Annotated in this window: 22 protein-coding genes; 5 read left to right on the top strand and 17 right to left on the bottom strand. The window is 70.4% G+C overall.

Annotation, left to right across the window (positions count from 1 at the left end; translation table 11 throughout):
* Positions 1-123: 123 nt before the first annotated feature.
* Entirely contained in the window at positions 124-1,575 is a 1,452-nt protein-coding gene (locus tag F0Q34_RS04070) for an MFS transporter (protein ID WP_149810821.1), read from the bottom strand.
* A gap of 146 nt (positions 1,576-1,721) precedes the next feature.
* On the opposite strand from F0Q34_RS04070, the gene F0Q34_RS04065 reads away from it, so the two are divergent.
* Positions 1,722-2,396, top strand: a complete 675-nt coding sequence (locus tag F0Q34_RS04065) for a DNA-3-methyladenine glycosylase family protein (RefSeq protein ID WP_149810820.1) — start codon at positions 1,722-1,724, stop codon at positions 2,394-2,396.
* 115 nt (positions 2,397-2,511) lie between these two features.
* On the opposite strand, the gene F0Q34_RS04060 is transcribed toward F0Q34_RS04065, so the two are convergent.
* The 6 genes from F0Q34_RS04060 to F0Q34_RS04035 all read right to left on the bottom strand — a co-directional run bounded on the left by F0Q34_RS04060 (position 2,512) and on the right by F0Q34_RS04035 (position 8,666).
* On the bottom strand, positions 2,512-3,282 hold the full coding sequence (locus F0Q34_RS04060; RefSeq protein ID WP_149810819.1) for an alpha/beta fold hydrolase: 771 nt from the start codon (positions 3,280-3,282) through the stop codon (positions 2,512-2,514).
* 13 nt (positions 3,283-3,295) lie between these two features.
* Positions 3,296-4,159 (bottom strand): DMT family transporter, encoded by an 864-nt coding sequence (locus tag F0Q34_RS22475; protein WP_149810818.1) that lies wholly within the window; start codon positions 4,157-4,159, stop codon positions 3,296-3,298.
* Positions 4,159-5,175 carry an NAD(P)H-quinone oxidoreductase gene (locus tag F0Q34_RS04050; RefSeq protein ID WP_149810817.1) on the bottom strand — a complete coding sequence of 339 codons (1,017 nt, stop codon included), beginning with the start codon at positions 5,173-5,175 and terminating at the stop codon, positions 4,159-4,161. The genes F0Q34_RS22475 and F0Q34_RS04050 overlap by 1 nt, the downstream gene beginning before the upstream one ends.
* A gap of 112 nt (positions 5,176-5,287) precedes the next feature.
* The gene (locus tag F0Q34_RS04045; RefSeq protein ID WP_306419373.1) at positions 5,288-6,277 is read right to left on the bottom strand and encodes a Bug family tripartite tricarboxylate transporter substrate binding protein; all 990 of its coding nucleotides are present in this window, start codon (positions 6,275-6,277) and stop codon (positions 5,288-5,290) included.
* A 299-nt stretch (positions 6,278-6,576) separates the two neighbouring features.
* The gene (locus F0Q34_RS04040; RefSeq protein WP_149810816.1) at positions 6,577-7,770 is read right to left on the bottom strand and encodes a diaminopropionate ammonia-lyase; all 1,194 of its coding nucleotides are present in this window, start codon (positions 7,768-7,770) and stop codon (positions 6,577-6,579) included.
* Positions 7,767-8,666 (bottom strand): polysaccharide deacetylase family protein, encoded by a 900-nt coding sequence (locus F0Q34_RS04035; RefSeq protein ID WP_149810815.1) that lies wholly within the window; start codon positions 8,664-8,666, stop codon positions 7,767-7,769. Before F0Q34_RS04035 ends, F0Q34_RS04040 begins: the two co-directional genes overlap by 4 nt.
* 236 nt (positions 8,667-8,902) lie before the next feature.
* On the opposite strand from F0Q34_RS04035, the gene F0Q34_RS04030 reads away from it, so the two are divergent.
* Entirely contained in the window at positions 8,903-10,321 is a 1,419-nt protein-coding gene (locus F0Q34_RS04030; protein ID WP_149810814.1) for an amidase, read from the top strand.
* 37 nt (positions 10,322-10,358) lie between these two features.
* Here the strand turns inward: F0Q34_RS04030 and F0Q34_RS04025 are convergent, their stop codons facing one another.
* Complete coding sequence (locus F0Q34_RS04025; protein WP_161600774.1) at positions 10,359-10,802, bottom strand: response regulator; 444 nt, start codon at positions 10,800-10,802, stop codon at positions 10,359-10,361.
* 138 nt (positions 10,803-10,940) lie between these two features.
* On the opposite strand from F0Q34_RS04025, the gene F0Q34_RS04020 reads away from it, so the two are divergent.
* Positions 10,941-12,122 carry a M20 family metallopeptidase gene (locus F0Q34_RS04020; protein ID WP_149810812.1) on the top strand — a complete coding sequence of 394 codons (1,182 nt, stop codon included), beginning with the start codon at positions 10,941-10,943 and terminating at the stop codon, positions 12,120-12,122.
* Between the two features lie 73 nt (positions 12,123-12,195).
* A complete protein-coding gene (gene msrB / locus F0Q34_RS04015) occupies positions 12,196-12,603 on the top strand; it encodes a peptide-methionine (R)-S-oxide reductase MsrB (RefSeq protein ID WP_149810811.1) in 408 nt (135 codons plus the stop codon).
* Positions 12,604-12,618: 15 nt separating this feature from the next.
* Here the strand turns inward: msrB and F0Q34_RS04010 are convergent, their stop codons facing one another.
* The 9 genes from F0Q34_RS04010 to F0Q34_RS22470 all read right to left on the bottom strand — a co-directional run bounded on the left by F0Q34_RS04010 (position 12,619) and on the right by F0Q34_RS22470 (position 22,892).
* Complete coding sequence (locus F0Q34_RS04010; RefSeq protein WP_206667944.1) at positions 12,619-14,649, bottom strand: hybrid sensor histidine kinase/response regulator; 2,031 nt, start codon at positions 14,647-14,649, stop codon at positions 12,619-12,621.
* A 144-nt stretch (positions 14,650-14,793) separates the two neighbouring features.
* Positions 14,794-16,368 carry a hypothetical protein gene (locus F0Q34_RS04005; RefSeq protein ID WP_149810809.1) on the bottom strand — a complete coding sequence of 525 codons (1,575 nt, stop codon included), beginning with the start codon at positions 16,366-16,368 and terminating at the stop codon, positions 14,794-14,796.
* 134 nt (positions 16,369-16,502) lie between these two features.
* Complete coding sequence (locus F0Q34_RS04000) at positions 16,503-18,137, bottom strand: NAD(P)/FAD-dependent oxidoreductase (RefSeq protein WP_149810808.1); 1,635 nt, start codon at positions 18,135-18,137, stop codon at positions 16,503-16,505.
* An 80-nt stretch (positions 18,138-18,217) separates the two neighbouring features.
* A complete protein-coding gene (locus tag F0Q34_RS03995) occupies positions 18,218-19,354 on the bottom strand; it encodes a DegT/DnrJ/EryC1/StrS family aminotransferase (RefSeq protein ID WP_149810807.1) in 1,137 nt (378 codons plus the stop codon).
* A 21-nt stretch (positions 19,355-19,375) separates the two neighbouring features.
* Complete coding sequence (locus F0Q34_RS03990) at positions 19,376-20,359, bottom strand: NAD-dependent epimerase/dehydratase family protein (RefSeq protein ID WP_149810806.1); 984 nt, start codon at positions 20,357-20,359, stop codon at positions 19,376-19,378.
* Positions 20,360-20,733: 374 nt separating this feature from the next.
* On the bottom strand, positions 20,734-21,093 hold the full coding sequence (locus F0Q34_RS03985; RefSeq protein ID WP_149810805.1) for a RidA family protein: 360 nt from the start codon (positions 21,091-21,093) through the stop codon (positions 20,734-20,736).
* Between the two features lie 67 nt (positions 21,094-21,160).
* Complete coding sequence (locus F0Q34_RS03980) at positions 21,161-22,027, bottom strand: metal ABC transporter permease (protein ID WP_149811261.1); 867 nt, start codon at positions 22,025-22,027, stop codon at positions 21,161-21,163.
* Between the two features lie 8 nt (positions 22,028-22,035).
* A complete protein-coding gene (locus tag F0Q34_RS03975; RefSeq protein WP_149810804.1) occupies positions 22,036-22,764 on the bottom strand; it encodes a metal ABC transporter ATP-binding protein in 729 nt (242 codons plus the stop codon).
* Positions 22,761-22,892, bottom strand: a complete 132-nt coding sequence (locus tag F0Q34_RS22470; RefSeq protein ID WP_277755245.1) for a hypothetical protein — start codon at positions 22,890-22,892, stop codon at positions 22,761-22,763. Before F0Q34_RS22470 ends, F0Q34_RS03975 begins: the two co-directional genes overlap by 4 nt.
* Positions 22,893-23,012: 120 nt before the next feature.
* On the opposite strand from F0Q34_RS22470, the gene F0Q34_RS03970 reads away from it, so the two are divergent.
* A complete protein-coding gene (locus tag F0Q34_RS03970; RefSeq protein WP_149810803.1) occupies positions 23,013-24,308 on the top strand; it encodes a DUF445 domain-containing protein in 1,296 nt (431 codons plus the stop codon).
* Positions 24,309-24,434: the final 126 nt, after the last annotated feature.

Genomic DNA, 24,434 nt, shown 5'->3' with positions numbered 1-24,434 from the left:
ACTGTCCGGCTGTGAGACCTCGTTGGCGTCCGCAGCAACGAGGCGGCGCCGGCCGCGCGCGACTTCATCCGCCACCTGCGGCAGATCGCGGCGCGGCAGCAAAAGGGAAACTGGGCCCGCGCCTCAATGGCGGGCCGCGAGAGGCGCGGAGACCGATTCCAGCGATCGCCGCTCCGCCGCGAAGCCCAGCTTCCATTCGGTGAAGGCCGCCAGCAGCATCAGGAAGGCGGCAAAGGCGAAGCCGCCGGCGATGTAGATCCGCTCCCCGCCCTCGATCAGCCAGCCGAACACGGCCGGGCCGGCGATGCCGCCCACCGCCGTGCCGAAGGCATAGAACACGGCAATCGCCATGGCGCGCATTTCCAGGGGAAAGCTTTCGCCCACCGTCAGATAGGCGGCGGAAGCGGCGGGCGAGGCGAAGAAGAAGATCACCGTCCAGGCCAGGGTCTGCTCCCAGGCGGTCAGCCAGCCATGGTGGAAGGCGAAGCCCGAAACCAGCATCAGGATGCCGGAGATGGCATAGGTGGCGGTGATCATCACCCGGCGCCCGATGCTGTCGAAGAACGGCCCCAGCACGAACGGGCCGAGCAGGTTGCCGAGGGCGAAGGGCAGGATGTACCAGCCGATCTCGGCCGCCGGGATATCGTAGAACTTGGTCAGCACCAGCGCGTAGGTGAAGAAGATCGCGTTGTAGCAGAAGGCCTGGCAGGCCATCAGCGTGACACCCAGCACGGTACGTTCGCGGTGGTGGTGCATCATGATGTGCAGCACTTCCCGCATGGTCGCCTGACCACGCCGCTTCAGCCGCACAGGGCCGTATTCCAGCGGCGGCAGCGGCCTGCCATAGCGCTTGGCGACGCCTTTCTCGATCTCCTCCACCACGCGGTCGGCCTCGCCGGGCTTGCCATGGGTCATCAGCCAGCGCGGGCTTTCCGGTATCCAGCTTCGGAGGAACATGATGACCACGGCCAGCGCACCGCCGACGATGAAGGCGGCGCGCCAGCCGATCTCCGGGTCCACCACGTCAGGGTCGAGCACCACCAGGGCGGAGGCGGCGCCAAGGGCGGCACCGGCCCAGAAGGTGCCGTTCACCGCGAGGTCCACCGTGCCGCGCTTGCGCGCCGGGATCATCTCCTGGATGGCCGAGTTCACTGCCGCGTATTCGCCGCCAATACCCGCACCCGTCAGCATGCGGAAAAAGGCGAAAGACCAGAAATCCCAGGAGAAGCCCGTGGCGATGCTGGACAGGATGTAGAGGATCACCGTGACGAAGAAGATCTTCCGGCGTCCGAGCTTGTCCGTCAGCCAGCCGAAGAACAGCGCCCCGGCCACCGCGCCGATCAGGTAGGCGGAGGCGGTCAGCCCCACCTGCGTCTCGCTCAGCCGGAGGGAGGGGCTTTCATGGATGGCGGCGGCCAGGGAGCCGACCAGCGTCACCTCCAGCCCATCCAGCGTCCAGGTGATGCCGAGCGCCGCGATCACCAGCCAGTGGAAGCGGTCCCATGGCAGGCGGTCCAGCCTGGCCGGCACATGCGTCTCGAACACGTCGCCTTCCAGGGCCCTGTCCTTCGACATGCCTTTGCTCTCCCTCCCGGTCCCGGCGGTCAACGTCAGGGGCGCGGCCGCGTTGCGGCTTGGCGCCGCCGCCAATGCCCCTATCCTGCGCGGGTGAGCTGTCTATCGATTCGATCCGCCGCCCCTTCTCGCCGGGATGCCCGCTGATGCTGGCCCCCGCCGCCGCGCCGGCGCGCAGCCTGGCACCGCGCCTCGCACGCGCCCACCTGGCCAGTGACCCGGTGCTGGGACCGGTGATCCGGCAAGTCGGGCCGCTGAAGCTGAGGCCGCTGAAGCGGGAGCCCTATGAGGCACTGGTGCGCGCCATCGCCCACCAGCAGGTGCATGGCCGCGCCGCCGAGGCGATGCTGAACCGCCTGATCGCGCTGTTCCCCGGCCAGGACTTCCCCCATCCCGAAGGTGTGCTGGCCCTGCCGGAGGACGCGATCCGCGGCTGCGGCTTTTCCGGCGCCAAGCAGGCGGCGATCCGCGACATCGCGCTCAAGACGGTGGGCGGGCTGGTGCCGACCCGCCGCGCCGCCGCGCGCCTGCCCGATGAGGAGCTGATCCAGCGGCTGGTGGCGCTGCGCGGCGTCGGCCGCTGGACGGTGGAGATGCTGCTGATCTTCACCCTCGGGCGGCCGGACATCCTGCCGGTGGATGATTTCGGCGTGCGGGAGGGCTACCGCCTCGCCGCCGGCCTGGACGCGCAGCCGAAGCCCAGGGAACTGGCCGGGATCGGGCTGCGCTGGGCGCCCTTTCGCTCGGCGGCGGCGTGGTATCTGTGGCGGGCGGCGGATCTCAATAAGGAAGGGCGCTTCAAGGCGCCCGCCGCCATCTAGAGCAGATCCCGATCAGGCGGGATCGCCTGATCGGGTGAAGATGCTCGACAGAACAAGGAGCTGGAGCATTTGAAGTGAGCCAGTGCGAACGGAAAATGCTCCAGCCGGGCTTGGCTCAGCCCAGAAAGGCCGCCAGGGCGGCCAGGAACCCTTCGGGCTTCTCCGCGTGCAGCCAGTGCCCCGCCCCCTTCACCTTGCCGAAGCGGGCGGCAGGAAAACGGGCGCGGAAGACTGGCCGGTGCTCGGGCAGAACATAGTCGGACCGCTCGCCGGACAGCACCAGCGTCGGGCCGTCATAGCGCGTGCCATCAGGGAATCCCGGCGCGGCCTCGACCACTGGCAGGGCGGCGGCGATCTCCCGCAGCCCGTTGCGCCACCGGGGCGCCTCGCCATCCAGGCGGAGGTTCTGCAGCAGGAAGCCGCGCACGCCAGGATTGGGAATGGCGCCGGCCAGCGCGGCATCGGCTTCCCGCCGCGTCAGGCCCGGGCGCAGCGGGAGGGACAGCATGGCCTCGGCATAGGGGCGGAAGGCCGGCGGATAGGCAACCGGCGCGATGTCGGCCACGACCAACCGCGCAACCATGTCGGGCCGCTCAAGAGCCAGGGTCATCGCCACCTTGCCGCCCATGGAATGGCCCAGCAAGGCGACGGGCCCCGTATCCAGGTCCTGCAGCGTTTCCAGCACATCCGCCGCCATGGCGGGGTAGTCCATCTCCGCAGCGTGCGGGGAATCCCCATGGTTGCGCAGATCAAGCGCGAGGACGCGGCGCGAGCCGGCCAGCACCTTCTGCACGGAAGCGAAGTTCTGCGCCTGTCCGAACAGCCCGTGCAGCAGCACCAGCGTTTCCCCGGCGCCCTGCCCCATCTCCACCGCTTTCAGCCGCATCGAACGCCTCCGCCTATCCGCGCGTCGCCACCACGACGCTGGCCCCGATCAGCAGCCCGGCGAGTATGACATCCCATCCCAGCGGCTCGCCCAGCCAGATGGTGGACACCACCACCCCGATCACTGGCGCCAACAGAAATCCGACCGAGGCCACCGAGCCCGGCAAACGGCGCCCGGCCTCGATCACCGCCCAGGTGCCGAGGGGCGCCACCACGCCGCCGATCAGCCCCGCATGCCAGTAGGCGCCGGGACCGATGCCGCCCTGCGGTTCCAGCAGCAGCGCCAGCGGCACCAGCACCACGCCGCCGAGCAGGAAGCAGTAAGGCAGCGTTTCCAGCATGGTGCGGGTGGGCGGGAAACGCCGCGTGGCGATAATGGCGCAGGACCACAGAAAGGCGGCCAGCACCAGCATGGCATGGCCGCCCAGCACGCCGGGATGGCTCCAATCCACCGCCCAGGGCCCCGCCAGCACCGCGACGCCAGCCAGGCCCAGCCCCGCCGCCAGCCAACGCCGCGGCGACACCTTCTCGCCCAGCAGCAGCACCGACATCGGCACCAGCCAGTAGATGGTGACGTTGGCCAGCACGGCCGTCCGCCCGGCCGGCACCAGCGCCACCGCCAGATGGGTCAGGGCGAAGAAGCCCCCCAGTTGCAGCAGCCCCACCGCCAGGATCGCCGGCCAGTCCCGGAGCCCGGGCCATGCCAGGCGGCGCAGCCCGGCCAGCGCCAGGCCCACGACCAGGGCACCCAGCAGCGTGCGCGACACCGCGAACCAGAGCGGCGTCGCGTCGCTGAGGGCGGCCTTGGTCACCGGCCAGGCGCCGCCGAACAGCGTCACCGCCACCAGCAGGAGGCGCAGATCGGCCAGGCGCAGCATCAGGCGGTGCGGTCACCCACCGTGAGGATGATCTTGCCGATATGGGTGCTGCTTTCCATCAGCGCATGCGCCGCCGCCGCCTCCCCGAGCGGGAAGGTGGCATGGATGGTGGGCAGGCATTCCCCGCGCTCCAGCAGCGGCCAGACCTGCTGTTGCAGCGCGTCGGCGATGGCGCCCTTCTCGGCCGTGCTGCGCGGGCGCATGGTGCTGCCCGTCACCACGAGGCGCTTGATCATGATCGGCCGCAGATCGGCGCGCTCCACCTCGTGGCCTTCCAGGAAGGCGATGATCACCAGCCGTCCATCCTTGGCCAGCACCTTGAGGTTGCGCTGGAAATAGCCGGCGCCGACCATGTCGAGCACCACATCGACGCCGCGGCCATCGGTGTGGGCGCGCACCGCCTCGGCGAAATCCTGTTCCCGGTAGTTGATCGCCAACTCAGCACCAAAGCCTTCGCAGGCCCGGCACTTTTCCGCGCTGCCGGCGGTGGCGATGACGCGGGCGCCAAAGGCGCGGGCCAGCATGATGGCGGTGACGCCGATGCCGGAGGTGCCGCCATGCACCAGCACCGTTTCCCCCGCCGCCAGGCGCCCATGGCCGAACAGGTTGGCCCAAACGGTGAAATGGTTCTCCGGCAGGGCGGCGGCGCGCACCGCGTCGAAGCCGGCGGGCCAGGGCAGGCTCTGCGCCTCGGGGGCGGTGCAGTATTCGGCGTAGCCGCCACCATTGGTCAGGGCGCAGACGCGGTCGCCGACACGGAAGCGGCGCGCCTCGGCGCCCACCGCCACCACCTCGCCCGCCACCTCGAGGCCCAGCACCGGGCTGGCGCCGGGCGGCGGCGGATACAGGCCCTTGCGCTGCTGCACATCCGGCCGGTTCACGCCGGCGGCCATGACACGGATCAGCACCTCATCCGGCTTCGGCGCCGGGAGGGAGCCATTGGCTGGCACCAGGACAGAGGGCTCACCGCCCTTGCCATGGTCGATGAAGCGCATCTGCCGGGGCAGGTCGGTCATGCTGCTGATGATCCCTCCAGGAGCCGGCGCACAGCCTCGGGCCGCACGGGGGCGCCGTCAAGGCAATGGCCGGAAACAGACCGGGCGGGGATCGCTCCCCGCCCGCTTCCGCTCAGTCAAGCTTGATGCCGGCTTCCTTGATGATCGGCTCCCACTTGGCCATCTCGTCGGTCAGCCACTTCTTCGTGCTGTCCGGCGTGGTGTCGCTGCGGGTGGACATGGTGAGGTCGGACAGCTTCGACCTCACGCTGTCCATGGCCATCACCTTGTTGATCGCCTCGTTCAGCTTGGCGATGATCGGCTGCGGCGTGCCGGCGGGCGCCAGCACCATGTGCCAGGTATAGGCCTCGTAGCCCGGCACGCCCGCCTCCTGGAAGGTGGGGATGTTCGGCAGCTGCGGCAGGCGCTGCGCCGAGGAGATCGCCAGGCCCTTCACCTCGCCGCTCTGCACGAAGGGCATCGCGCTGTTGGCCACGTCCAGCATCATCGCGACGGTGCCGTTCAGCAGGTCCGGCATGGCGGCGGCCGAGCCGCGATACGGGATATGGTTCACCTTCAGCCCGCCCGCCTGCTTCAGGAACAGCTCGCTGGCCAGGTGCAGGGCAGCGCCGCTGCCGGTGCTGGCGTAGTCATACTGGCCCGGCTCCTTCTTGAAGAGCGCGATCAGCTCCTGAAGGTTGTTGGCCGGCACCTGCTTGTTCACCATCAGCAGCATCGGGATGGTGCCGGTCAGCGCGACGGGCTGGAAATCCTTGACCGGATCGAAGGGCAGGTTCGGGTAGATGGCGCGGATCGTCGCCTGCGAGATGGTGGTGTAGAGCAGGGTGTGCCCGTCCTTCGGCGCCTTGGCGACGGCATCGGCGCCCACCACCGTTCCGGCGCCGGTGCGGTTCTCGACGATGACGCGCTGCGGCAGCATCTTGGACAGCTCATCGGCGACCAGGCGGGCGGGAATATCCGTCGGTCCGCCCGCTGAGAACGGAACCACCATCCGGATCGGCTGGTTCGGATAGTCGCCCTGCGCCCGCGCCCCGGCAGGAAGCAGAGCCGGCGCGGACAGGGCAGCGCCCAGCGCCAGGAGGTTGCGGCGGTGCAGCATCATGAACTCACTTCCACGGACAACATGAAATGGGCGCGCTTTATCAACTTCGGACGGCCGGAAAGTCCAGTGCTCGTCACAAGGTTTAACATTGGCCGGAAAAACGCCCAGCCACATTCATGGGCGGCCTGCGGCCAGGGTCATCGCGCCGTGTTTGTCATCGCGCCGTGTTTAAGGGCCGGCCCCGGCGGAGCGGCAAGCCCGCGCGCCATGACGGCGCGCGGGCGGCGCCGGTCACGGTCGGGCCCGCCGGAGACATGCGGGCCTCCGGCACGGCCCATTCCATGCTTTGCGGCGGACGCTCAGGGCCGCGCCGCACCCCGCAGTTCCGCCGGCACCAGCTGGTCATACAGGGTGGGATCGGTGGCGCCTTCCGTGCCGAACACCAGGACGCGGCTCGTGGCCTCCAGCCGGAGCGCGTGGCGCGCGTCCGGGTCCTGGGCCGCCAGCAGCAGCCCGGCCAGTCCAGCCGTGGCGCTTTCGCCGGCCACGATGCCTTTCGGCGCCAGCAGGCGCATGGCGTCCACAGCGGCCTGATCGGGGATCGCCATGAAGGCGAAGGCGGCCCGCTCCAGCTCCTGCCATGCCAGCAGGCTCGGCTCGCCGCAGGCGAGGCCCGCCATCAGCGTGTCCAGCTCGCCGGGAACCGTGCTGGGCGCGCCGGCCTCGGCGCTGGCCAGCAGGCATGCCGCCTTGTCGGGCTCCACCACCACCAGACGCGGCGCAGGGGCATCGGGGCGGGCGGCATGGCGGGTGCGAAGCTGCACCGACACCGCCGCCGCCACACCGCCCACGCCCCCCTGCACGAACACATGGGTGGGCGGGGCCGGCAGCGCCTCCAGCGCCTCCTCCGCCATCAGGCGGTAGCCCTGCATCACGTCGCGCGGCACCTCGGTGTAGCCGGGCCAGGACGTGTCGGAGATGACGAACCAGCCTTCGCGCTCCGCCACGGCGGCGGCCTCGCGCACCGCGTCATCGTAGTGGCCAGGCACCACACGGATCTCGGCGCCATAGGCGGCGATGGCATCGCGCCGCCCCTGGCTGACATTCTCATGCACGAAGATGACGCATCGCGCGCCGAAGCGGCGGGCACCCCAGGCGACGGAGCGGCCGTGATTGCCATCGGTCGCGCAGGTCACGGTGACGGAGCGCGCGGCTTCGGCATGCCGCCCGGCTTCCAGATCGGCCAGCGGCACGGCGTTGGCCACGCCGCGCCGCGCCAGCTCCGCCGCCAGCAGCCGGCCCACCGCATAGGCGCCGCCAAGGGCCTTGAAGCTGCCAAGACCGAAGCGCCCGCCCTCGTCCTTGTAGTGCAGCGCGGCGATGCCGGCTTCCGCCGCCTGCCCCGGCAGGACGTGGAGCGGCGTCGGCGCGTAGCCGGGCCAGGACGAGATCTCGGCGGCGGCGCGCCGGAACCCGCTCTCCGGCAGCACCACCACTCCGGGCGTGCCATGGCGGGGATTGGGGAACAGCCGGAAGGGCTGGCGCGGGATCATGCCGCCTGATCCTTGCAGTGCTGCGCCAGCTCGGCATGGGTGGCGAACCAGATGCCGTCATGGCCCCTGATGTGCTCGATCAGCCTTTCCAGCAGCGCGATGCGACTGCGATGGCCGATGATGTGCGGATGCATGGTCAGCAGGAAGGTGCCTCCCTCGGCATAGGCGCCGTCGAACTCGGCGCGGAAGATCTCCTCCACAGCGGAAGGCGGGGTGTAGGGCCGGATGCCGGAAAATCGCTGCATGTTGAGATAGGGCGCGTCGTCGCGGATCCATTCCGGCGGCAGCTCGACGATGCCGGTGGGCTCGCCATCGGCCAGCAGCTCGTAGGGCTCGTCATCCGCCATCAGGGAGCTGTCGTAGAGCAGCCCCATCTCCCGGATGATGCCCAGCGTGTCTGGGGAGAAATCCCAGCTTGCCGTGCGGATCCCCACCGGGCGCCGGCCCGCGACGCGCTCCAGCGTGTCGGCGGCGCGCAGGGTCAGCTCGCGCTCCACCCCCGGCGGCAGGCTCGTATTGACCTCGTGGATCCAGGAATGGATGCCGATTTCATGCCCCTCCCCGGCCACCTCCCGCACCTCCTCCGGATGCAGGAGGGCGGAAACGGCGGGATAGAAGAAGCTGGCCTTGATGCCGTGCCGCCGCAGCAGGGCGCGGATGCGCGGCACGCCGCGGCGGCTGCCATACTGGCCCTGGCTGATGCGCATCGGACTTTCATCGGCGTCGCGCAGCGGAATGGTCTCGTGGTCGGCGTCGAAGGACAGGGCGACGCAGCAGCGCGCGCCATTCGGCCAGGCCTTCGGGGACAGGCTGCGGCCGCCATAGGCGCGGCCGACAATGCGGCGCCACTGCTCCTCCGGCCATTCCCAGGGCCTGGATGCGCTTTGGTCGGCCATGGCGGGCAAATCTCCTTGGAAGTCGCAAAACACCGATCCTGCGCCGGCTGGCGCCGCGCGGGAACCCCCCTCCCCCTGGCGTGGCGGAGCCGCACCCGCCTTGCCACGATCCGCCCACGGCGGCCCATGGGCCGCCGCCCCCTGGAGGGGACATAAGGGAATCGCCACGCGCGCCCTTTCCCCCCGGTTCGGGCGGGCGCTATTGCCGGTTCTTCGAAGACCCGCGGAGTAGCCTCATGTCCGACACCGATCCGGCGCTGATGTCCGCCGAGCAGCTTTTGTCCCTTTATGCCAGCCGGCGCCTGTCGCCGGTGGAAGCGCTGCAGGCGGTGCTGGAGCGGGTGGCGCGCTACAATCCCTGGGTCAACGCCTTCGCCATGCTGAACCCGAAGGCGCTGGTGCAGGCCGGCGAATCCGAGGCCCGCTGGGCGGCCGGCCGGCCCATCGGGCCGCTGGACGGCGTGCCGGTCACGGTGAAGGACCTGCTGAACGTCCAGGGCATGCCGACGCGGCGCGGCAGCAAGACCACCAGCAGCGCCCCCGCCACCGAGGACGCGCCGGCCGTGCTCGGCCTGAAGGCGGCCGGCGCGGTGATCTTCGGAAAGACCACCACCACTGAGTTCGGCTGGAAAACCCCCGGCGACTGCCCCCTGCACGGCATCAGCCGCAATGCCTGGAACCCGGAGCGCACTGTGGGCGGCTCCTCCTCCGGCGCCGGCGCGGCAGGCGCGGCGGGGTTCGGGCCGCTGCATGTCGGCACGGATGCCGGCGGCTCGATCCGCATCCCGGCCGCCTATTGCGGGCTGGTGGGCATGAAGCCGAGCTATGGGCGCATCCCGCAATGGCCGCACAGCGCCTTCGGGCAGGTGTCCTGCGCCGGGCCGATGACGCGCTCGGTGCGGGATGCCGCGCTGATGATGTCGGCCATGGCGCAGCCCGACATCCGCGATCCCTTCTGCCTGCATGACGAGCCGCGCGATTGGCGGAGCGGCATCGAGGCCGGCGTGGCCGGGCTGCGCGTCGCGGTGGTGCGCCGCCTCGGCTATGCGCCGCCGATCGATGCCGAGGGCGAGGCCGCCATGCTCGCCGCCGCCCGCATCCTTTCGGAGCATGGCGCCATTGTCGAGGATGCCGAGCCCGACCTGCCGGATACGCGCCAGGTGTTCGGCCGCGTCTGGGGCGTGGCGCTGGCGCGGCTGGTGAAGACCACCGCGCCGGAGAAGCGCGCCCTGCTGGACCGTGGCCTGGAGGAGGTGGCGGAGCGCGAGGGCGGCATGTCGGCGGTGGATTTCCTGGGCGCCGAGGCGCTGCGCACCGAGGCGGCGCATGCTATGGCCCGGTTCCACCTGAAATACGACCTGGTGCTGTGCCCGACCACGCCGACCGCGGCCTTCGCCGCCGATGCGCCGACGCTGAAGCCGACCGAGGCGCTGTGGCGCGACTGGGCGCCCTGGACCTTTGCCTTCAACCTGACCCGGCAGCCCGCCATCTCCGTGCCCTTCGGGCTGGATGAGCATGGCATGCCGCGGGGCGTCCAGATCGCCGCCGCGCAGCTGCGCGACGACCTGTGCTTCCGCGCCGCACGGGTTATCGAGCAGGCCGTGGCGGTTCCCGTGGCGCAGCCGGAACAGCAAAGCTGCGGCCACCACCATTGATGCCCCGCGCCCGGCGCCATGCCGGGCGCGGCGGGCTTCAGCCCCGCATCTTGCGCAGGGCGTCTTCCAGGTGGCGCATGGCATAGGGCTTGGGCAGGAAGCCCAGGCCCTGCCGCAGTTCGGGAGGCAGGTCGAGCGTATCCGCCGACTGGCCGGTGGTCAGGAGGATGGGCACCGTGGGATGCGCCTGCCGCACCGCCACGGACAGCGCCACGCCATTCATGCCCGGCAGGCGGAGATCGGTCAGCAACAGGGCCGGCGGCCCGTTCTTGTTGATCCAGTCCAGCGCCGCCTCGCCGCGCGGCACCGAAGGAGCGGCGAAGTCCAGCATCTCCAGCATCTGCACCAGGTTCATGCTGATGAGCGGATCATCCTCCACCACCAGCACGGTGCTGCCCACCGGCCACCCGGTGCGGCCCGGCTGCGCGGCCTGTGCGGAGACGCCTGCCGGCGCCGGGGGGGGTGGGTTACCTGAACTCAAGACCACTGCTCCATCATCCTGCTGGCGGTAGCCAGTTTCCATGGCGCTGTCCATGCTTGCCTGGCATCGCCCGGCGGCTTCACGCCGGGCCGCCGATCCGTCACCCTGTCCGCCTTGCGATCACAGGAGACTCCGCCCATGGCCGGTACCGAATCCCGCATCACCGAGTGGCTCGCCACCCAGCAGGACGCCATGCTGGCCGAGCTGGAAGCCATGGTGAACACCGATGGCGGCTCCTACGACAAGGCGGGCGTGGACGCGGTGGGCGAGCGCGTGAAGGCATTCTGCGCCCGCCACGGCATCCCTGTGGAAACAATTCCCGGCGCGAAGCATGGCGACTGCCTGCGCGCCACCGTGGCGGGCGGCGATGGCCTCGCTTCCGGCAATGCCCGCCAGAACATCGTGCTGATGGGCCACCGCGACACCGTGTTCCCCAAGGGGGAGCCGGAGCGCCGCCCCTTCACGGTGAAGGATGGCATCGCCACCGGCCCCGGCGTCTGCGACATGAAGGCCGGGCTGGTGCAGAACATGTTCGTGCTGGCCGCCTTCGCGCAGTTCGGCGGCGCCCCGGGACCCCTGGTCGGGCTGTTCACGGGGGACGAGGAGATCGGCTCCCCCGAGGGCCGGCCGGTGATCGAGAAGGAAGCCCGCGCCGCCCGCGTGGTGTTCAATTCCGAACCGGGCCGCCCTTCCGGCGGTGTCGTCACCGGCCGCAAGGGCGGCGTGTTCATGGTGATGGACATCGAGGGCAAGGCCGCCCATTCGGGCGGCAATTTCGAGGCCGGCATCAGCGCCATCGAGGAACTGGCGCGCAAGGTGCAGGCGATCCACGCCCTGACCGACATCCCGCGCGGCATCACGCTGAATGTCGGGCTTGTCTCGGGCGGGCAGAGCGTCAACACCGTGGCGCCCTGGGCGCAGGGCCAGATCGACCTGCGCTACATCCATCCCGAGGACCGTGACGAGGTGATGGGCCGCATCGAGGGCATCGTCGCGCAAAGCTTCGTGCCCGGCACGCGCGCGAGCCTGACCATCCGCGGCGAGTTCCTGCCGCTGGCGAAGAACGCCGGCACCGAGGCGGTTTTCGCGCTGTACCGGCAGGCGGCGGCCGAAAGCGGCCTCGACACCCAGGCGGAGTTCGCCGGCGGCTGCGCCGATAGCGGCTTCACCGCCGCGCAGGGTGCCCCCACCCTGTGCGCTGTCGGCCCGGTCGGCGGCCGCGCCCACAGCCCCGAGGAATATCTGGAGGTGGCGACGCTGGTGCCCCGCGCACAGGCCCTTGCCCGCGCTATCCTGAAGCTGGACGCAGCCGGGATCTGATCCGGTGGGGGGGCGTGGCGCCGCCGCCGCGCCGCCCCATATGGGGAACCGGACCCGAGACGGAGGCAACGGCATGGCTCTCGCCGAAAAAACCTATCCCTTCACCCTGAGCGACGCCGAGTGGCGCCAGCGCCTGACGCCGGAACAATACCAGGTGATGCGCCGCCATGGCACGGAGCGCCCCGGCAGCTGCGCACTGTTGCATGAAAAGCGCCAGGGCCGCTTCGCCTGCGCCGGCTGCGGGCAGGCGCTGTTCGCTTCCGGCGGCAAGTTCGAAAGCGGCACCGGCTGGCCGAGCTTTGGCGAACCCCTGGAGGGCGCGGTGGAAACCAGCACCGACCGCTCCTATGGCATGGTGCGGACCGAGGTGCATTGCGCCAATTGCGGCAGCCATCTGGGGCATGTCTTCCCGGACGGGCCGCCACCCTCCGGCCTGCGCTACTGCATCAACGGCGTGGCCATGGATTTCGAGCCCGCCTGACCGCGCGCCTTTCGGTCAGGCGCCCCGTCCCCGCAGCAGCGCGCGCACCCGCCGCGCCAGCTCGGTCAGGGGGAAGGGCTTGGTCAGCACCGACATGTTGGGCGGCAGCTGGGTTTCCCCCAGCGCCGCCGATGCCGCGTAGCCGGTGATGAACAGGACGGCGAGGTTTGGCCGGCTTTGCAGTCCGGCCTCGGCCATTTGCCGGCCGGTCATGCCGCCCGGCAGGCCGATATCGGAGATCACCAGGTCCACCGCCACGCCGGAGCGGAGGATCTCCAGGCCCGAAGGCCCGTCCGCGGCTTGCAGGACGCTGTAGCCGAGATCTTCCAGCTGGTCGGCGACCAGCATGCGGATCGCCGCCTCGTCCTCCACCAGCAGGATGGTCTCGCCCGCCCCTTCCGCCGGCAGGGCGGTTTCGCCCAGCGACCGCGCGGGAAGAACGGTGCCGTTGTGCCGCGGCAACAGCAGCCGGACCTCGGTGCCCTCGCCCGGGGCGGTCTCGATCACCGCCTCCCCGCCCGACTGGTGGGCGAAGCCATAGATCATCGACAAACCAAGCCCCGTGCCGGTGCCAAGCGGCTTGGTGGTGAAGAACGGGTCGAAGGCGCGCGCCGCGACTTCCGGCGTCATGCCGGTGCCGGTGTCCCGCACGGCGATGGCCACGTAATCCCCCTTCGGCTCCGCGCCGGGCGCCGATTGCCGCACATGGTTGCGCGTGCTCAGCACCAGGGTGCCGCCCTGGGGCATGGCATCGCGGGCATTGATGCAAAGGTTGAGCAGCGCGTTCTCAAGCTGGTTGGCATCGCACAGGATCGGCCAGGTGCCGTTCTCCAGCGCGGTTTCCACCTGGATGGCCGGCCCGACGGTGCGGCCGATCAGGTCCAGCATCCCGCCCACCAGCATGTCGGGCTGCACCGGCCGCGGGTCCAGCGGCTGCCGCCGGCTGAAGGCCAGCAGCCGGTGGGTGAGCGCCGCGGCCCGCTCCGCGGCGCGCTGGGCGGAATCGATGTAGCGTTCCAGGCCGTCCGACTGGCCCTGGGCCAGCCGCATCGCGATCAGGTCCAGGCTGCCGGTGATGCCGGTCAGCAGGTTGTTGAAGTCATGCGCCAGCCCGCCGGTGAGCTGGCCGACCGCCTCCATCTTCTGCGACTGGCGCAGCTGGGCTTCCGCCTCCAGCAGCGCCGCCGCCTGGTCCTTTTCCACGGTGACGTCCCGCCCCGCGGCGTGGATGAGCCCTTCGCCGGGAGAGGCGGTCCAGGTGATCCAGCGATAACCGCCATCCCGGTGGCGGTAGCGGTTGTCGAAGGAGCGCACCTGCCGCCCCGCTGCCAGCACGCCGATGGCCTCCCTCGTGCGCGGCATGTCCTCCGGATGCAGCAGGTCGAATATGTTGCTGCCGATCAGCTCGGCTTCCGTCCAGCCCAGCACCATGGTCCAGGCCGGATTGACCGCATGGATGCGGCCGTTGAAATCGGCCAGCAGCATCATGTCGCCGGACAGGCGCCACATGCGGTCCCGGTCGGCGGTCCGCTCCGCCACGCGCTGCTCCAACGTGGCATTCAGGGCATCCAGGCGTTGCCGCTCGCGCTCCAGGTTGCGCTCGGCCACCATCTTGCCGGTGGTTTCCATCACCGTGTCCATGAAGCCGGCGACCGCGCCGGTTTCATCCCGCACCGGGCTGTAGCAGAAGGTTAGAAAGACTTCCTCCAGATAGCCGTGGCGGTCGATCTCCAGGCGGAAATCCTCGACAAAGGTGGCCTTGCCAGCCAGCGCGTCGTCGCAGATCGGCCCCAGGGAGGGCCAGGCTTCCGGCCACACGTCGCGAAACGACCGGCCCAGCGCGGGCTTGTCGCCAAGGATCGGCAGGAACGCATCATTGTGGATGGCGATCAGGTCCGGCCCCCAGCACAGGCATTTGGGGAAGGTCGAGGCCAGCATCATGTCCACCACGATCCGAAGGGCGGGCGGCCAGTCCTGGATGGGGCCGAGCGGCGTTGCGGCCCAGTCATGGCAGCGCACCGCTTCGGCCATGCGGCTGCCGGGCATTGGCCAGGCCTGCTGAAGGCGGGGGGAAGTGGACATCTGGCGGTGTGGTACTGCCCCTGGAGCGGAAAATGAACTGTTCTTCACTATACCGCGAGGATGGCCTCCTGGCAGCGCCGGTTCAAGCCCCAGCTTGGCATGGCAGCCTCAGCCCATGCCTGCTGGCGTTCCGCACCCTTCGCCCTGACGGCGATAAACCTGCAACCCGTCCACAACCGCGATCTGCCGGTAGCGCGCCCAGACTGCGGCAAAGCCAGGATTGGCCTGGGCCAGGATCGCCGGGTAGTTCATGGCGTCGCCGCGCCGGTCCACCACGACGAGGTCCGGGCAGCCTTCCATGAAGTCCTGCACGACCCAGTGGCGGATCGGCCATTCCTCGGGCGCCACGCCGTCCCGCCGCGCCTTCCACAACTCGCCGCGCAACGCCCACATGCTGTCAAAGCGGGAAGCCCAGGTGACGCCGGTGTTGTTCACCACCGGAAAGCCCAGCCCGATCCATTCCGAGAATGCCACATAGGAGCGCACCTTTTCGCGCCGGATCAGCCGCTCCAGCCGCACCTCCACCGTCTGGTCAGGCTCCACCGCCAGCACCAGCCGGCCATAGAAGCGGGCTGACGTATCCTGCGCGAACAGCAGAAGCGGCAGCGCCGCGAGAGCGAGCAGGACAGGGCGGAACCGCATGGCCCGGGCGCGGTAGAGCACCGCGTCGGCGCACCAGAACAGCAGCGCGAACACCACCCCGGTCATGGCGGGGATGCGGTGGTAGAACCAGTTCTTGCCGTCCAGGAACATCGCCACCGTGGCCGCCGCCGCGAAGGCCGTCAGCACCAGCATCAGGCCCGAGGCCGGGGTGCCGCGCGGCGTGCGCCAGGTGAGCAGAACACAAACGCCCAGGCCCAGCAGCAGCATCCAGCTTTCGGCGACCAGTTCCAGCGGCGCGCTGTCCGTGCCGCCATACAGCGTCAGCGCCAGGGGCACAGCGCGCTCGATAAAGGCGGGAAACCAGAACAGGATGCTGAACGCGTACAGCCCCGCCGCCAGCAGCGCGGCCAGCAATGCCATCCGCACGCGCAGGCCGCGATGCAGCCAGCCCGCCGCCTCCACCGCCAGGATGCACAACAAGTAACGCGGCTTCAACCCGCAGGCGAGGCCGGCCAGCAGCCCACCGCCCACCGCCGCGCCCGGCCGCAGGGGCAGCCCCTCCAGGCCGCGGACTAGGATGGCCAGATGCGGCAGCATGCCCATCACCAGAAGGTGCTCGCGCTGGCCGAACTCGACGCCCGGCATCAACAGCAACACGCAGGCGATGCAGGTGAAGACCGGAACCGGGTTCCTGAAAACCGGGCTGACGCCCTGCAGCAGCCGGGCGCTCACCCAGGCGGACAGCATCGCGGCGCCGCCGAACAGGGGAATGGCGACCTGCTTGGCGGTGACGCCCAGCGCATCGGCCAGCAACACGGGAATCGCGCTGATCCACACGATCAGCGGTGGGTTGACTTCCACGATGTCGACATAAAGTTCCTCCCCGCGCAGCCATTGCCGGGCTACCCAGATGAGCCAGGCAAGGTCGTCCTTCATGGGCGCGCGGAGCAGGGTGAACATCACCACGCCCGCCGTCAGCGCGACAATGCCCAGGCACACAAGGCTGGCCTGCCAGCCGGCACGCAGCCGGCGCCTGCCGGGAACAAGGCCATGAGGCCCCCCGGGAACGCTGTAGGTCACGCGATCATCCCCCCTTCCGCCCAGGCCGGACATCAACCGGGCAGACCATCCTCACGGCTCAACAAGACTGCTCGATCCCCGCGCGAAAAGCGAGAAGGATCGTTTCAAAAAGGCGCATTTTGCGTCGAATTGCATCATGCGGCCTGATCCACCGCCAGCCCGAGCATGCTGCGCGCCACCGCCTCAGCGGTGCGGATGCCATCCACTCCCGCGGACAGGATGCCGCCCGCATAGCCGGCGCCCTCCCCGGCGGGAAACAGGCCATGCGTGTTCAGGCTGTGGCCATCGGCGCCCCGCCGCACCCGCACGGGAGAGGAGGTGCGTGTTTCCAGCCCCGTCATCACCGCATCCGGACGGGCATAGCCCTTCAACTGCCGGTCGAAGGCCGGGATCGCCTCCCGCAGGGCCGCCACGGCGAAGTCCGGCAGCAGCGCCGCCAGGTCGGTAGGTGTCACGCCCGGCTTGTAGGAGGGGATGACCTCGCCCAGCGCCGCCGAAGGTCGGCCGGCCAGGAAATCGCCCACCGTTTGGGCCGGGGCGCGGTAATCGCGACCACCGGCCTCGAACGCCGCTTCCTCCAGCCGGCGCTGGAAGTCGATGCCGGCGAGCGGGCCGCCGGGGTAATCCTCCGGCCCGACACTGACAACCAGCGCGGCATTGGCGTTCCGCTCGGCGCGCGAATACTGGCTCATGCCATTGGTTACCACGCGGCCCGGCTCGGAAGCGGCGGCGACCACCGTGCCGCCAGGGCACATGCAGAAGCTGTACACCGCCCGGCCGTTGCCGGCGTGATGCACCAGCTTGTAGTCGGCGGCGCCCAGCGTCTTGTTGCCGGCGAAGTCGCCGAAGCGGCAGCGGTCGATCATGCCCTGCGGATGCTCGATCCGCACGCCCACGGAGAACGGCTTGGCTTCCAGGTAAACGCCCCGCTTCTCCAGCATGGCGAAGGTGTCGCGGGCGCTGTGGCCCACCGCCAGCACTACATGGTCGGATTCGAGGATGGCGCCATCCTCCAGCACCACGCCCCTGATCTGCCGGGCGCCATCGGCGGCCCTGTCGATCAGCAGGTCCGCGACCTTGCTGTTGAAGCGGTATTCACCGCCCAGCGATTCGATGGTGGCCCGCATGCTTTCCACCATGGTGACCAGGCGGAAGGTGCCGATATGCGGCTTGGAGACGGTGAGGATCTCCTCCGGCGCGCCCGCCTTCACGAACTCCTCCAGCACCTTGCGGCCATGGTGCTGCGGGTCCTTGATCTGGCTGTAGAGCTTGCCGTCGGAAAAGGTGCCGGCGCCGCCCTCGCCGAACTGCACGTTGGATTCCGGGTTCAGCTCGGAGCGGCGCCACAGGCCCCAGGTGTCCTTGGTCCGCTCCCGCACCACCTTGCCGCGTTCCAAGATCACCGGACGGAAGCCCATCTGGGCCAGCACCAGCGCCGCCATCAGGCCGCAAGGGCCGGCGCCGATCACCAGCGGGCGGCGCGCCAGCCGTTCCGGCGCGCGGCCCACGAAGCGGTAGCGTGTGTCGGGTGACGGGCCGACATGCGGGTCGGCGGCGAAGCGGGCCAGCACCGCCGCCTCATCCCGCAGGACGAGATCCAGCGTGTAGATCAGCCGGATCGCGGATTTCCGGCGCGCGTCATAGCCGCGGCGGAACACCCGCATTTCCAGCAGGGCGTCATCGGGGATGCCCAGCCGCGCCAGCACGGCCGCGCGCAGCGCCGCCTCCTCATGATCGAGGGGCAGCTTCAATTCGGTCAGTCGCAGCATCGGGGGGTTGCTATCCACCTGGAAGAGCGAGGGGTAATGTGGCGCCATATAGCCCTCCCCCGCCCTCCGATCCACGACCGCTAGCGCGCTTCTGCCCGCAGCGCGGCGCAGACCGCCTCGACCTGGGCATCCGTCAGCTCGGGAAAGATCGGCAGGCTCAGCACCTCCCGCGTCGCCAGCTCGGTTTCGGCGCAGGCGGCGGGGCCGAGCGGCACCCGGCCGAGATAAGCCTCCTGCTGATGCACCGCCGCCGGGTAGTGGATGGCGGTGGCGATGCCCTGGGCGCGCAGCCGCACCGCCAGTTCCTCCCGCGCCGCGCTGCGCACGACGTATTGGTGATACACATGCTCGACATTCGGCCGGCGCACAGGGGCCGCGATCGGGCCACCGGCCAGGGCGGCGTCATAGGCGGCGGCGATCTCCCGGCGGCGGGCATTGCCGGCATCCAGCAAGGGCAGGCGCGCGCGCAGGATGGCCGCCTGCATCTCGTCGAGCCGGCTGTTCACCCCGACCGAGTCGGAAAGGTAGCGGCGCTTCCAGCCATATTGGCGGATGGCCGCGATGCGGTCAGCCAGTGCCTCGTCATCCGTGGTCAGCACGCCGGCATCGCCCAGCGCGCCAAGGTTCTTGGTGGGATACAGGCTGTAGGCTGCGGCATCGCCGAAGCAGCCGACCATGGTCCCGTCCAGCCGGGCGCCATGGGCCTGGGCGCAATCCTCGATCACCGCGACGCCGGCCGCGCGGCAGGCGGCCAGCATCGGAAGCAGGTCGCAGGGATGGCCGTAAAGATGCACGGGGATCACGGCGCGGATCGGCGGCAGGCCTGGCGGCGGGTCGTCCAGAACAGCCAGCAACTCGTCCGGGTCCATGGTGTAGGTGTCGGGATCGATGTCGAGCAGCAGCGGCGTCGCGCCCACCATCTCGATCGCGGCGACGGTCGCGACGGCGGTGTGCGACACGGTGGCGACCGTCATGCCCGGCCCGATACCGAGCCCGCGCAGGATCAGCATCAGCGCATCGGTGCCGTTGGCGCAGCCGACCGCGCGCTTCTGCCGGTTCCAGGCGGCGTATTCGCGCTCGAAGGCGGCGCATTCGCCGCCCAGGATGTACCAGCCCGAGGCCAGAACACGGCCCACCGCCGCGTCGATGGCCGGCTGCTGCGCCCGGTAGGCGGCGCCCAGGTCGGCCTGGGGAACAGTGATCGAGGGCACGTCCATCGGCCCGAACTCCTGCGGGGGTCAGAGGTATTGGTGAAGGCGTGGGCGGAACCAGTCGAGGCTGCGGCGCAGCCCCTCCTCCAGCGGCACGCGCGGCGCCCAGCCCGTGGCGGCGCGGAAGGCCGCGTCATCGGCATGGAAGCTGCCGATGTCGATCGAGGCCCGCTCGGCAGGAAATTCGCGGGTGGTGAACTCGCCGCGCCCGCCATGCGCGGCGAGCGCCGCCTCCGCCAGCTCCAGCAAGGAAACAGGCGGCGCGCCGCCCAGGTTGAAGGCCTGCCCGGCGCAGGCGGGGGTTTCCGCCGCGGCCAGGAAAGCCGCCACCACATCGTCCAGATAAGCCAGGTCGCGCAGCTGCGCGCCGCCCCAGACCTCAAAGGGCTGGCCTTCCAGCAGGCGGCGGAACCAGATGCCCAGAAAGGTCTGCCGGGCATCCTTCACCCGCAGGCGCGGGCCGTAGCAATTGGTCAGCCGCAAGGAAACCACCGGGCGGTCATGCACCCGGCCTTCCATCAGCCAGTATTGCTCGCCGGCCAGCTTCGAGACGCCATTGGCATCGGGCGGGTTGATCGGGTGTTTCTCATCCACCGGCAGGTAGTGCGGGCGCCCGTAGAACTGCCGGGTCGAGGCATGCACCACCACGGCATGGGGGGAGCCGGTCCGCAGCGCCGCCATCAGCCGCAATTGCGCCGTGGCGTTCACGGCGAGGTCGGTGAAGGGATCGGCCATGCTGCCCGCATGGCTGGTCTGGCCGGCCATGTTGAACACGGCATCCAGGCCTTCCGCATGGGGCGCGAGGTCGGCGTCGCGCAGATCGGCCACAACGAGGCGGGCGCCGCTGCCTTCCAGATTGGCCGGGTTGGCGCCGCCTTCCGGCAGCATTGCGTCAAGCGCGATGACCTCGGCTCCTGCCGCGCCCAGCGCGTGACAAAGCCCGCTGCCCAGGAAGCCCGCGCCGCCGGTGACCAGCACGCGCCGCCCGGCCCAGCCGCCATGGGGCTTCATGAGCCGCGCCCCTTCCGGGTGGGGGCGCCCGCCGCCGGACACGCCGCAAGATTCTTCATGCTGCCTCAGCCGCTCAACCGATGTTCCGGCGAAAGTTGCTTTGTTTCTGCGGCGAACTCATGGCGGGCGAGAGGCTCTTCCAAGGCGCTTCCGCGGAAGGCGGAGCATGCATGTTCACGCGGCCGAAATGAAGCGCAATCACATGTCCGAGAGATTTCGATTTCTTAATAAAATGCCGAGACCAAGCTTGTGTCCGGCAGCCCGGCGGGAACGCCGGGCTGCCGGACCGGCATGTCAGGGGCGGTGGGGGCGGGAAACCGGGCCGCCGACACAATAGGCGGAATGAAGCACCCGTCCGCTCCGCGAGGTCGCCTTCAGCGCGGCGCCAGGGCGATGCCGGTGATCTCGACCTTCCATTGCGGGTCCACCAGCTGGCCCTGGATGGTCATGCGGGCGGGCTTGTGCGCCGGGTCCAGCCAGCGGTCCCAGGCGCGGTTCATGGCCGGGGCATCCTGGATGTCCGTCAGCACGATCTGAACCTGCAGCAGCGCCCGCTTGTCGGTGCCCGCCTCAGCCAGAAGCGCGTCGATCTGCGCCAGGATGTCGGCGGTCTGCCCTTCGGCGTCGAGGCTGGCATCGTCGGCCACCTGGCCGGCCAGGAACACGAAGCCATTGGCCACGGTGGCGCCGCACAGGCGCTGCTCCTCGGCGAGGCGGCGGATAGGGTCGGTCATGCGGCAAACCTTTCTGTCGAATCGAAGGGGCGACAGGCTGCCATGGGCGGTCCGGCCGGACGAGGCCCTACCCCGCCAGATGCGGCCGGTGCAGCAGGCGGGCCAGCAGGCCATCCACCGGGCCGGCCAGCACCGACACCACCCAAAGCCCGCCCGCCACCAGCACGATGGCCGGCCCGGTCGGCAGGTCGAGGTGGTAGGACAGCAGCAGCCCTGCCACGCTGGACAGCAGCGCGATGAACACCGCGGCATAGGCCATGCCGCCGACGCTCCGCCCCCAATGCCGCGCCGCCACCGCCGGCAGCATCATCAGCCCCACCGCCATCAACGTGCCAAGCGCCTGGAAGGCCGCCAGGACGTTCAGCACCACCAGCCCCAGGAACACCATGTGCCATGCCCCGCCGCGCGCCCCGGCGGCGGCGGCGAAGCTGGGGTCGAAGCATTCCAGCGCCAGCGGCCGCCAGGCGAAGGCCAGCGCCACCAGGGTCAGGCTGGCGACGCCCGCCATCAGGAACAGCGCCGGGTCATCGACGCCCAGCACGCTGCCGAACAGCAGGTGCGACAATTCCACCGAGCCGGCGCGGGTCGAGATCAGCGTCACCCCCAGCGCCAGCGCCACAAGGTAGAGCGCCGCCAGCGCCGCATCCTCCCGCCCGCCCGTGGCGCGGGAGATCGCCCCCGCCCCCACCGCCACCACCAGCCCGGCCAGCAGCCCGCCCACCGACATGGCGGTGACCGACAGCCCGGCGACCAGGAAGCCCGCGGCGATGCCCGGCAGGATGCCATGGGCCAGCACGTCGGCGGTCAGGCTCATCCGCCGCAGCATCAGGAACACGCCCAAAGGCGGCGCCGCGAGGGACAGGGCAAGGCAGCCCACCAGCGCCCGGCGCAGGAAGCCGAACTCGACAAAGGGCGAGAACAGGAGGTCGAACACGCCGGCGCTCAGGCGGCGCGGCCGCACGCCTCGGCGGCATCGTCCCAGGCCTCGGACATCATCCGGGCCTTCAGGCGGTTGGCGGCGGTCAGCACCGTGCCGGTCGGCCCCCAGGCCACGGGCTCGCGCGCCAGCAGCAGGGTTTCGGGGAACTGCGTCCGCACCAGGTCGAGGTCATGCAGCACGGCGAGGATGGTCCGCCCTTCCCCGTGCCAGCGATGCACCAGCGCCAGCAGGTCGGCGGCGGTGCGCGCATCCACGGCGTTGAAGGGCTCATCCAGCAGGATCACCGGCGCGTCCTGCACCAGCAGCCGGGCGAACAGCACGCGCTGGAACTGCCCCACCGACAGGCTGCCCACCGGGCGGCGCTCGAAGCCTTCCAGCCCCACCGCCGCCAGGGCGTCGCGAGCCGCGCCGGTTTCCGCCGGGCGTAGGGCACGGAAGGCGCCGGCGCGCGACCAGTGGCCGAGCTGCACCACATCCAGGCAGGAGATCGGGAACTGCCGGTCGGTGGCCGCCGCCTGCGGCAGCAGGGCGATGCGCCCCCGCGCCGAAAGCCGCCCTTCATGCGCCGGGTGCAGCCCGGCGATGGCGCGCAGCAATGTGGACTTGCCGGCGCCGTTCGGCCCCACAATGGCGGTGAGGCTGCCAGCCGCGAACTCGCCCGACAGGTGGTGCACCGCAGGATGCCGCCCATGCGTCAGCGTCACATCGGCCAGGAAAATCGGCGCGCTCATGCCGCCAGCGCCCACAGCACGCCGCCCCAGAGCACGGCCAGCAACAGCGCCGCCAGCATCAGGCGGGCGCCGGCACCGGCGGACAAGGCCAGGGGGTCGGCCAAAAGGAGCGAAAGGCGGTCATGCATGATTGTTATGAAATAACATACCTTGCGGGTGGCTCAAGGGTTTGCTGGCGGACGGCATTGTTTCGCCGTCGCGCCTCCCAGGGCGGGGGGCGGCGCACTACCTTGGCGGGGATGCATGGCATGACACCTCCCACCGCTCCGACCGCCCCCTTCCCCGATCCGGAGGCCGAGCTGCGCCGCAACCTGCGGCGCCACCGCCATTTCGCCACTGGCCTGCTGGTCGTCATGGCCGCGCTGATGCTGGGCAGCTATGCCCTGCCGCCCGGCTACTGGACCGATGTGCTGCAGGCCTCGGCCAAGGCCGGGCTTGTGGGCGGCCTCGCCGACTGGTTCGCGGTGACGGCGCTGTTCCGCCATCCGCTCGGCGTGCCCATTCCACACACGGCGATCATTCCGCGGCAAAAGGCCCGGCTGGGGCGCGGCCTGGGCCGCTTCGTCGGCAACCACGTGTTGACCGAGGCTGAGCTGAGCCGGCTGATCCAGCGGATCGACATCGCCGGCATCCTCCGGCGCGTCCTGTCCGACCCGGCCACCACCCGCCCGGCGGCGGAGGCGCTGGCGGCGCAGCTGCCGCGCCTGCTGACCTCCCTGGAGGATGGCCGCGCCCGCCGGCTGCTGCTGCGGCTGCTGCCGCGCATGGTGTCGGGGCCTGCCGCGGCCCGCATGCTGGCGCGCACGCTGCGCACCATGATGGCCGGCGGCCAGCACCAGGCGGTGTTCGGCCTGGCCCTGGCGCAGATCAAGGTGCTGCTGGCCGCCAAGGAAGCCGATCTGCGCGACGCCATCCAGACCCGCGTGCGGGCGGAAGGCGGCGCGCTGGTCGGCTGGCTGGCGGGCGGCGCGGTGGCGCGGCGCATCCTGGCCAGCATCAATGCCGAGCTGGAAAAGGTCGAGCCGGGCGACAGCGAGCTTCGCGCCGCCTTCGAGGCCTGGCTGAACAGCGAGATCGACCGGCTTGAGAATGACCCCGAGCGCGCCGCCGCCATCGGCCAGGCGCTGCGCCAGGCCATGGCGCACCCCACCGTGTCGGTCTGGCTGCTGGATGTCTGGGACCGCATGAAGGGCGCCCTGGCCGCCGATTCGGCGCGGCCGGACGGGCGTGGCGCGATGCTGATCGCCGGCTTGTTCGGCAACCTTGGCAACTGGCTGAGCGAGGACGAGGCGGCGCGGGCGCGGCTGAATGCCGGGGTCGAGCGGATGCTGCGAAGCGCCCTGCCTTCAGCCCAGGCGCAGATCGCCGAGTTCATTGCCGGGGTGGTGGCGCGCTGGGACACCGCCACGGTGGTGGACAAGATCGAGCTGCGGGTCGGGCGGGACCTGCAATATGTCCGCGTGAACGGCACCCTGGTGGGCTTCCTGGCGGGGGGCGCGCTGTTCATGCTGCTGACCGCCTTGTTCGGGCGGGTCGCTCAGTAAGGCGGTCGAAAGGGCATGTTCCTGGCGCGGCCTTCCGGCCGGGGCGCAGGGCGGTTGCCATTGCTCCGTCCTGCGCCGCACGCTAAACCGCCCCGCCGGACCGCCTCCCGCCCGCCGGGCGGCGGC

The sequence above is a fragment of the Teichococcus oryzae genome, from assembly GCF_008386565.1.
Taxonomy (GTDB): Bacteria; Pseudomonadota; Alphaproteobacteria; order Acetobacterales; family Acetobacteraceae; genus Pseudoroseomonas; species Pseudoroseomonas oryzae.
Note: the sequence above shows the minus strand (reverse complement) of the source record. Positions and strands in the feature narration are given on the sequence as shown.